Raw genomic sequence first — 7016 nt, forward strand, 5'->3', positions numbered from 1 at the left:
AAAGGAAGAGCCTTCGCCCTACTCCGACTTGTCGACGTTCCAGAACAGCGGGGTCGCGGGACCGTCGAGCACGCCGGTCAGCGATTTGCGCCAGCCGCTCGGCAGGAGATACTGCCCCAGCGGGATGTAAATCACCTGCTCATAGGCTTCCTTCTGGATGTCAGCGGCGATCTTCTTCTGATCGTCGAGCGAGGCGGCGCGAACGAAGTCGTCCTTGAGCTTTTCGATCTTGGCGTTCTCGGCCCAACCAAACCAGCCCTTCTTGCCCTGACCGCCGATCGAGAGATTGGCGATCGGGTTGGAGACGTCGGCCGCGACCCAGTTGGTGAAGAACATGTTCCAGCCGCCCTCCTTCGGAGGCTTCTGGCTGGCGCGGCGGCTCACCACCGTCTGCCAATCGGTCGCTTGCAGGTCGACCTTGAAGCCGGCCTCGCGCAGCAACTGAGCCGCAACGATCGGCTGTGCCTTCAGGGTCGTGACATCGCCGGGGGCCATGATCACGATCGGGGTGCCGTCATAGCCGGATTCGGCGAGCGCCTTCTTGGCTTCGGCCATTCCGTTGCCCTTCACGAGGGTCTCGGCACCGGCCTCGGTCGCGAACGGCGTATCGCACACGAAGAAGGCGCCACAGACCTTCTGATATTTGGCGTTGCCGACGAGCGCGTCGAGAACGTCCTTCTGGTTTATCGCCAGAAAGGCAGCACGGCGCACTTTGACATTATCGAACGGCGGATAAAGGAAGTTCATCCTGCCGAGCGTCTGGAAACCGAACTTGTTCGAGACCTCGATCGTGATCTCCTTGTTCGCTTCCAGCAACGGGAGCATGTCGTAAGGCAGATTTTCCACGAAGTCGATGTCGCCCGACTGCAACGCGTTCACCGCGGTCTGCGAGTCCGGCATGGTGATCCACTCGACGCGGTCGACCTTCACCACCTTGCCGCCGGAGGTCCAGCTCGACGGCTCCTTGCGTGGCACGTAGTCGGTGTTCTTGACGTAGACCGCCTTCACGCCCGGCTGGAATTCCGACTGCACGAACTTGAAAGGACCCGAGCCGATCTGCTCGGGGATCTGCTTGTCCGGCGGCGTCTCGGCGAGGCGCTTCGGCATCATGAAGGCAACGCGGGAGGACGGCTTGCCGATCGAGTCGAGCACGAGGCCGTAGGGCTCCTTCAGCTTCAGCGTGATGGTCTTGGCATCGGTCGCCTCGATGCTCGCGGTGAAGTCGAAAAGTTTCTGGCCCATGCCGTCGACTGCGCCCCAGCGCTTGAGCGAGGCAACGCAGTCCTCCGCCGTCACCGGCGCACCGTCATGCCACTTTAGGCCGTCGCGCAGCGTGAACGTATAGGTGAGCTTGTCGTCGGAGATCTTCCAGTCCGCCATCTGCGGCTGGATCTTGAAGTTCGAATCGGGCGCCACGAGCGTGTCGTAGATCATGTAGCCATGGTCGCGCGTGATGTAGGCCGTGGTGAAGATCGGATCGATGATGCGCAGATCCGAATGCATCACCGCCGTGATGGTCTTGCCGGCCGCAAGCACCGGCGAGGCCAGTGCGGTCGAAAGCGCGACGACCGACAGCGCAAGTTTGGAGGCGAACGCGCGAGGCCCCCGGCGCATCAACTTAAACATAAAAAGTTCTCCTGACGTGAAACTGTTCAAAGGCAGGTTATTGATTGAGCATCCGGTTCGTTCTTTAGGCGAACTAACCTCATGCAATGCCTTTATCTTTTCGAGACTTGCAGACAGTGCCGAGCGCGTCAATCCGGTTTCGCTGCAAGCCCAAGCGGCGCGCGCACGGGCTCCACAAGAACCGGTTTGGCTCTACAACGCTCTCCGCCTGCCCGCGCCGATGCAATGCGCGTTCCATGTTCCGAAGCCCAAGAGACATTGGAGAGACATTGAGATGAATCCAGCCAATCTTCCCTTCGATTCCGAAGCGATGCTCCAGGGTCTGCGCGGCTGGGTGGAATGCGAAAGCCCGACCTGGGACGCGAGCGCCGTGAACCGCATGCTCGATATCGCAGCGCGGGAGATGGCGATCATGGGTGCGACGATCGAGCGCATCGCCGGTCGCCAGGGTTTTGGCGGCGTGATCCGCGCCCGCTTTCCGCATCCGAAGCAGGGCGAGCCAGGCATTCTGATCGCCGGACACATGGATACCGTCCACCCCACGGGCACCATCGAGAAGCTGAAATGGCGGCGCGAGGGCAGCAAGTGCTACGGACCCGGCATCTATGACATGAAGGGCGGCAACTATCTTTCGCTGGACGCGATCCGCCAACTGGCCCGCGCCTCGTTCACGACGCCGCTGCCGATCACCGTGCTGTTCACGCCCGACGAGGAAGTCGGCACACCCTCCACGCGCGATATCATCGAGGCGGAAGCCGCGCGCAACAAATACGTGCTGGTCCCCGAGCCCGGCCGCGCTGACAACGGCGTCACCACCGGACGTTACGCCATCGCGCGGTTCAATCTCGAGGCGACCGGCCGGCCCAGCCACGCCGGCGCCACCTTGTCGGCGGGCCGCTCGGCTATCCGCGAGATGGCGCGGCAAATCCTCGCCATCGACGCGATGACGGGCGAAGACTGCACGTTTTCGGTCGGCGTGGTGCACGGGGGGCAATGGGTCAATTGCGTTGCCACGACCGCCACCGGCGAAGCGCTTTCGATGGCCAAGCGCCAGGCCGACCTCGATCGCGGCGTCGAGAGGATGCTGGCGCTCTCCGGTACAACCAATGATGTCACCTTCAAGGTGACGCGCGGCGTGACACGTCCGGTCTGGGAGCCCGATGCCGGCACCATGGCGCTTTACGAAAAGGCGCGCGGGATCGCCAAATCGCTCGGCGCAGAACTGCCGCATGCGAGCGCCGGCGGCGGCTCCGACGGCAATTTCACCGGCGCAATGGGCATCCCGACTCTCGACGGCCTGGGCGTGCGTGGCGGCAACGGCCACACGCTCGAAGAGTATATCGAGGTCGAAAGTCTGGTCGAACGCGGCCGGCTGATGGCGGGGCTGCTCGCGACTCTGGAGTGATGGCGCGAGCCACGGCACCAAAAGGGGGTGAGATCACCAAAACAAGGTGACCGCACTGCAAAAACCGTGGCCCGGATGGCATGGGAATTGCTGAAATGTTAGGCTGGTGGCAGAACGCAGCCTTCAGCCGCTGCCTCTGATTTGACTCTAATCTGACGGGATCCAACTTGCTCGGATATCTCCTTCGCCGAATTCTCGCCGCCGTGCCCGTGATGGGCGTGGTGGCGCTGTTCGTCTTCCTCCTGCTCCGCCTCACCCCCGGCGATCCCGCCGCGATTCTTGCCGGCGACAACGCCACGCCGGAGCGGCTCGAGCGCATCCGCACCTCGCTCGGTCTCAACGAGCCGCTGATCGTGCAGTTCATCACCTGGCTGAACAAGCTGCTGCATGGCGATCTCGGAACGTCGCTCATCTCCAACCTTCCGGTGATGAAGATGATCGGCCAGCGGGTCGAGCCGTCGATCTCGATCGCGTTGTCGACCATCATCCTCGCGGTCATCGTCGCGGTTCCCCTCGGTGTAATCGCTGCCTGGAAGCACGGCACCTGGATCGACCGCTTCGTGATGGGCCTGTCCGTGCTCGGCTTCTCGGTGCCGGTGTTCGTGGTCGGCTACATCCTGATCGAGGTCTTCGCGATCGACCTGCGCTGGGTGCCGGTGCAGGGCTTCCGCAGCATCTCGAACGGGTTTGGGCCGTTCTTCGAGCGCATCATCCTGCCAACCTGTGCGCTGTCCTTTATCTACATCGCTTTGATCGCGCGCATGACGCGCGCGGCGATGCTCGACGTGCTCGGCGAGGACTACGTCCGCACCGCGCGCGCAAAAGGCATCAACGAAGTCGCCGTGATGATGCGCCATGCGCTGCGCAACGCCGCCGTGCCCGTGATCACGGTGATCGGTACAGGCTTTGCGCTTTTGATCTCCGGGGTCGTCGTCACCGAGAGCGTGTTCAACATCCCCGGCATCGGCCGCCTCACGGTGGATGCGGTGCTGGCGCGCGACTATCCGGTGATCCAGGCGATGATTTTGCTGACGTCCTTGATCTATGTCGTCGTCAATCTTCTGATCGACGTCGCCTACACGCTGCTCGATCCCCGGATCCGGTACTAGGGCTAAGGATAACAACGAAAAATGTCGGTCGATACCCTTCCCCAGTCGTCCATCCCGATCACGTCGCCGCTGCGGCCGCGCTTCGGATTCCTGACCTCGACGCCGATCATCGCGGCGGCGACCATCTGCCTGGCGTTGGTTGTGCTGATCTCGATCCTGGCGCCCTTGATCGCGCCGTATGATCCGATCCAGCTTGCGCCCTCGCAGCGGCTGAAGCCCTCTTCGGCGCAATTCCTGCTCGGCACCGACGCCTATGGCCGCGACCTGCTGTCGCGCGTCATGTATGGCGGACGCATCTCGCTTCTGATCGGCATCGGCTCGGCGATCATGTCGATCGTCATTGGGTTGGCGATCGGCCTGGTCTCCGGTTTCTTCAAGCTGGTCGATTCCGTCATGATGCGGATCATGGACGGCCTGATGGCAATGCCGAGCATCCTGCTGGCAATCGCCGTGGTGTCGCTGTCCGGCGCCAGCCTCTGGACCGTGCTGATCGCAATCACGATCCCTGAAGTTCCGCGCGTGGCACGCCTGGTGCGCTCGGTCGTGCTGTCGGCGCGCGAAGAGCCCTATGTTGAAGCGGCGATCTCGGTCGGCTCATCCCTGCCAAAGATCATGTGGCGGCATTTGATGCCGAACACGATCGCGCCTCTGATCGTGCAGGGTAGTTATGTCTGCGCGTCCGCGATCCTCACTGAGGCCATCCTCTCCTTCCTCGGCGCCGGCATCTCGCCGGAAACGCCGACCTGGGGCAACATCATGGCCGAGGGTCGTCAGTACTTCCAGCTCAAGCCGACGCTGATCTTCTGGCCGGGCCTGCTGCTCTCGATCGCGATCCTCAGCATTAATTTGATCGGCGATGCCGCCCGCGACGCACTCGATCCGCGCATGAAGCAGCGGGAAGGCAAATGATGACCGATCAAGTGATGACCAGCCCGATCCTCGACATCAACAACCTCGTCGTCTCCGTCGGCAAGAAGCCGAATGCCGCAAACATCATCGACGGCATCTCGATCCAGGTGCACGAGCGCGAGACGCTGTGCCTCGTCGGCGAAAGCGGCTCGGGCAAGTCGGTGACCTCGCTGACCACGATGGGTCTGCTGCCGAAGGGCACGCTGATTCCGACCGGCGGCAGCGTCAAGCTGGTCGGCGAGGAGATTCTCACCGCGACCGACCGCCGCCTGCGGCAGCTCCGCGCGACCCGGATGGCGATGATCTTCCAGGAGCCGATGACGGCACTCAATCCGGTGATGCCGGTTGGCCGCCAGATCGACGAAGTCCTGCGCGCGCACACCAAACTCGATGCGAAGGCGCGCAAGAAGCGTATCCTCGACATGATGGAGCAGGTGCGCCTGCCCCAGGTCGAGCGTATCTTTTCCTCCTACCCTCACCGACTCTCCGGCGGTCAGCGCCAGCGCATCATGATCGCGATGGCACTCGTGCTCGAACCGAAGCTGCTCATCGCGGACGAACCGACCACCGCGCTCGACGTCACAACGCAGAAGCAGATTTTGACCCTGATCCGCGATCTCCAGCGCGATCACGGAACCGCCGTGCTGTTCATCACCCATGACATGGGCGTGGTCGCCGAGATCGCCGACCGCGTCGCGGTGATGCGGCAGGGCCGACTGGTGGAGACCGGAACGCTGGATTCCATCCTGCGCAATCCGACCATGGAATACACCCGCAACCTGCTCTCCGCGGTGCCGAGCCTGGTGCCGCGCGCGGCGCGGCCTGAGACCAGGGAACCGGTGGTGCTGGAGGCCAACGAACTCGGCAAGGTCTATCGCGAGCGCGCGTTCTTCGGTAAAGGCCGCGAAGTCGTCGCCGCCGACAAGGTCACGCTGACGCTGCGCAAGGGCCGCACGCTCGGCATCGTCGGCGAGAGCGGCTCCGGCAAATCGACCGTGGCGCGCTGCATCGTCCGCCTGATCGACCCGACCTCCGGCGGCGTGCGCCTCTCCGGCCGCGAGATCTCGGACATCTCGCGGCGGCTGTTGCAGCCGCATCGGAAGAAGATCCAGATCGTATTCCAGGACCCCTACCGCTCGCTCAACCCGCGCGTCACTGTCGGCGAAAGCATCGCGGAAGGCCCGATCAATTACGGCGTGTCGCATGCCGACGCAATGAAGCGTGCGCGCGAATTGCTCGAGCTGGTCGGCCTGCCCGCCGATGCGGTCGCGCGCTATCCGCACCAGTTCTCCGGCGGCCAGCGTCAGCGCATTGCGATCGCCCGCGCGCTCGCGCTCGATCCCGACGTGCTGGTCGCGGACGAGGCGGTCTCCGCCCTCGACGTGTCCGTGCAGGCGCAGGTGCTGGACCTGTTCGACGAGATCCAGACGCGGCTCGGCATCGCCATCCTGTTCATCACTCACGATCTGCGCGTCGCAGCGCAGATCTGCGACGAGGTCGTGGTGATGCAGCACGGCCGCGTCGTCGAGCAGGGTCCGGCCGCCGAAGTGCTGACGCATCCGAAGGAAGCCTACACCAGAGCCTTGCTCGAGGCAGCACCGGGCCGCGGCTGGGATTTCGCGAACTTCCGGCCGGTGGCCGAGGGCGTGGCGGCTAGCGCCTAGTCACTCTCCTCGTCATTGCGAGCGCAGCGAAGCAATCCTGATCTTCCCCCAAAAAAGTGGACATGGATCAAGCCGATTTTAGCTCCATCTCGACCGGGCTGATATAGCCGATGGCCGAGTGTCTTCGGGTCTGATTGTAGAAGCCTTCGACGTAAGCGAAGATGTCGCGCTCGGCTTCATTGCGGGTCTCATATTGACGGTGATGGATCAGTTCGGTCTTGAGGGTGTGGAAGAAGCTTTCCATCGGGGCATTGTCGTAGCAGTCGGCTCTGCGGCTCATTGAAGGCCGGAAGCCGGCGGCTT

Annotated in this window: 6 protein-coding genes; 4 read left to right on the plus strand and 2 right to left on the minus strand. The window is 63.2% G+C overall.

What is annotated here, in order from left to right; all coding sequences use genetic code 11:
- Positions 1-18 precede the first annotated feature (18 nt).
- Positions 19-1626: an ABC transporter substrate-binding protein gene (locus tag FXB41_RS26730; protein ID WP_219683856.1), complete on the minus strand. Its 1608-nt coding sequence runs from the start codon at positions 1624-1626 to the stop codon at positions 19-21.
- Positions 1627-1900: 274 nt separating this feature from the next.
- Here FXB41_RS26730 and FXB41_RS26735 point away from each other — a divergent pair, with 274 nt between their 5' ends.
- From FXB41_RS26735 to FXB41_RS26750, 4 genes are all read left to right on the plus strand, one after another.
- Positions 1901-3031: a M20/M25/M40 family metallo-hydrolase gene (locus tag FXB41_RS26735; protein ID WP_219683857.1), complete on the plus strand. Its 1131-nt coding sequence runs from the start codon at positions 1901-1903 to the stop codon at positions 3029-3031.
- A 167-nt stretch (positions 3032-3198) separates the two neighbouring features.
- Complete coding sequence (locus FXB41_RS26740) at positions 3199-4140, plus strand: ABC transporter permease (protein ID WP_007602533.1); 942 nt, start codon at positions 3199-3201, stop codon at positions 4138-4140.
- 21 nt (positions 4141-4161) lie between these two features.
- The gene (locus tag FXB41_RS26745; protein ID WP_007602531.1) at positions 4162-5049 is read left to right on the plus strand and encodes an ABC transporter permease; all 888 of its coding nucleotides are present in this window, start codon (positions 4162-4164) and stop codon (positions 5047-5049) included.
- 14 nt (positions 5050-5063) lie between these two features.
- Positions 5064-6713: an ABC transporter ATP-binding protein gene (locus FXB41_RS26750; protein WP_219683863.1), complete on the plus strand. Its 1650-nt coding sequence runs from the start codon at positions 5064-5066 to the stop codon at positions 6711-6713.
- Between the two features lie 67 nt (positions 6714-6780).
- Here FXB41_RS26750 and FXB41_RS26755 read toward each other — a convergent pair.
- A partial coding sequence (locus tag FXB41_RS26755; RefSeq protein ID WP_007596532.1) for an IS3 family transposase occupies positions 6781-7016 on the minus strand: 236 nt, incomplete at its 5' end.

It is taken from the genome of Bradyrhizobium canariense, from assembly GCF_019402665.1.
GTDB lineage: Bacteria > Pseudomonadota > Alphaproteobacteria > Rhizobiales > Xanthobacteraceae > Bradyrhizobium > Bradyrhizobium canariense.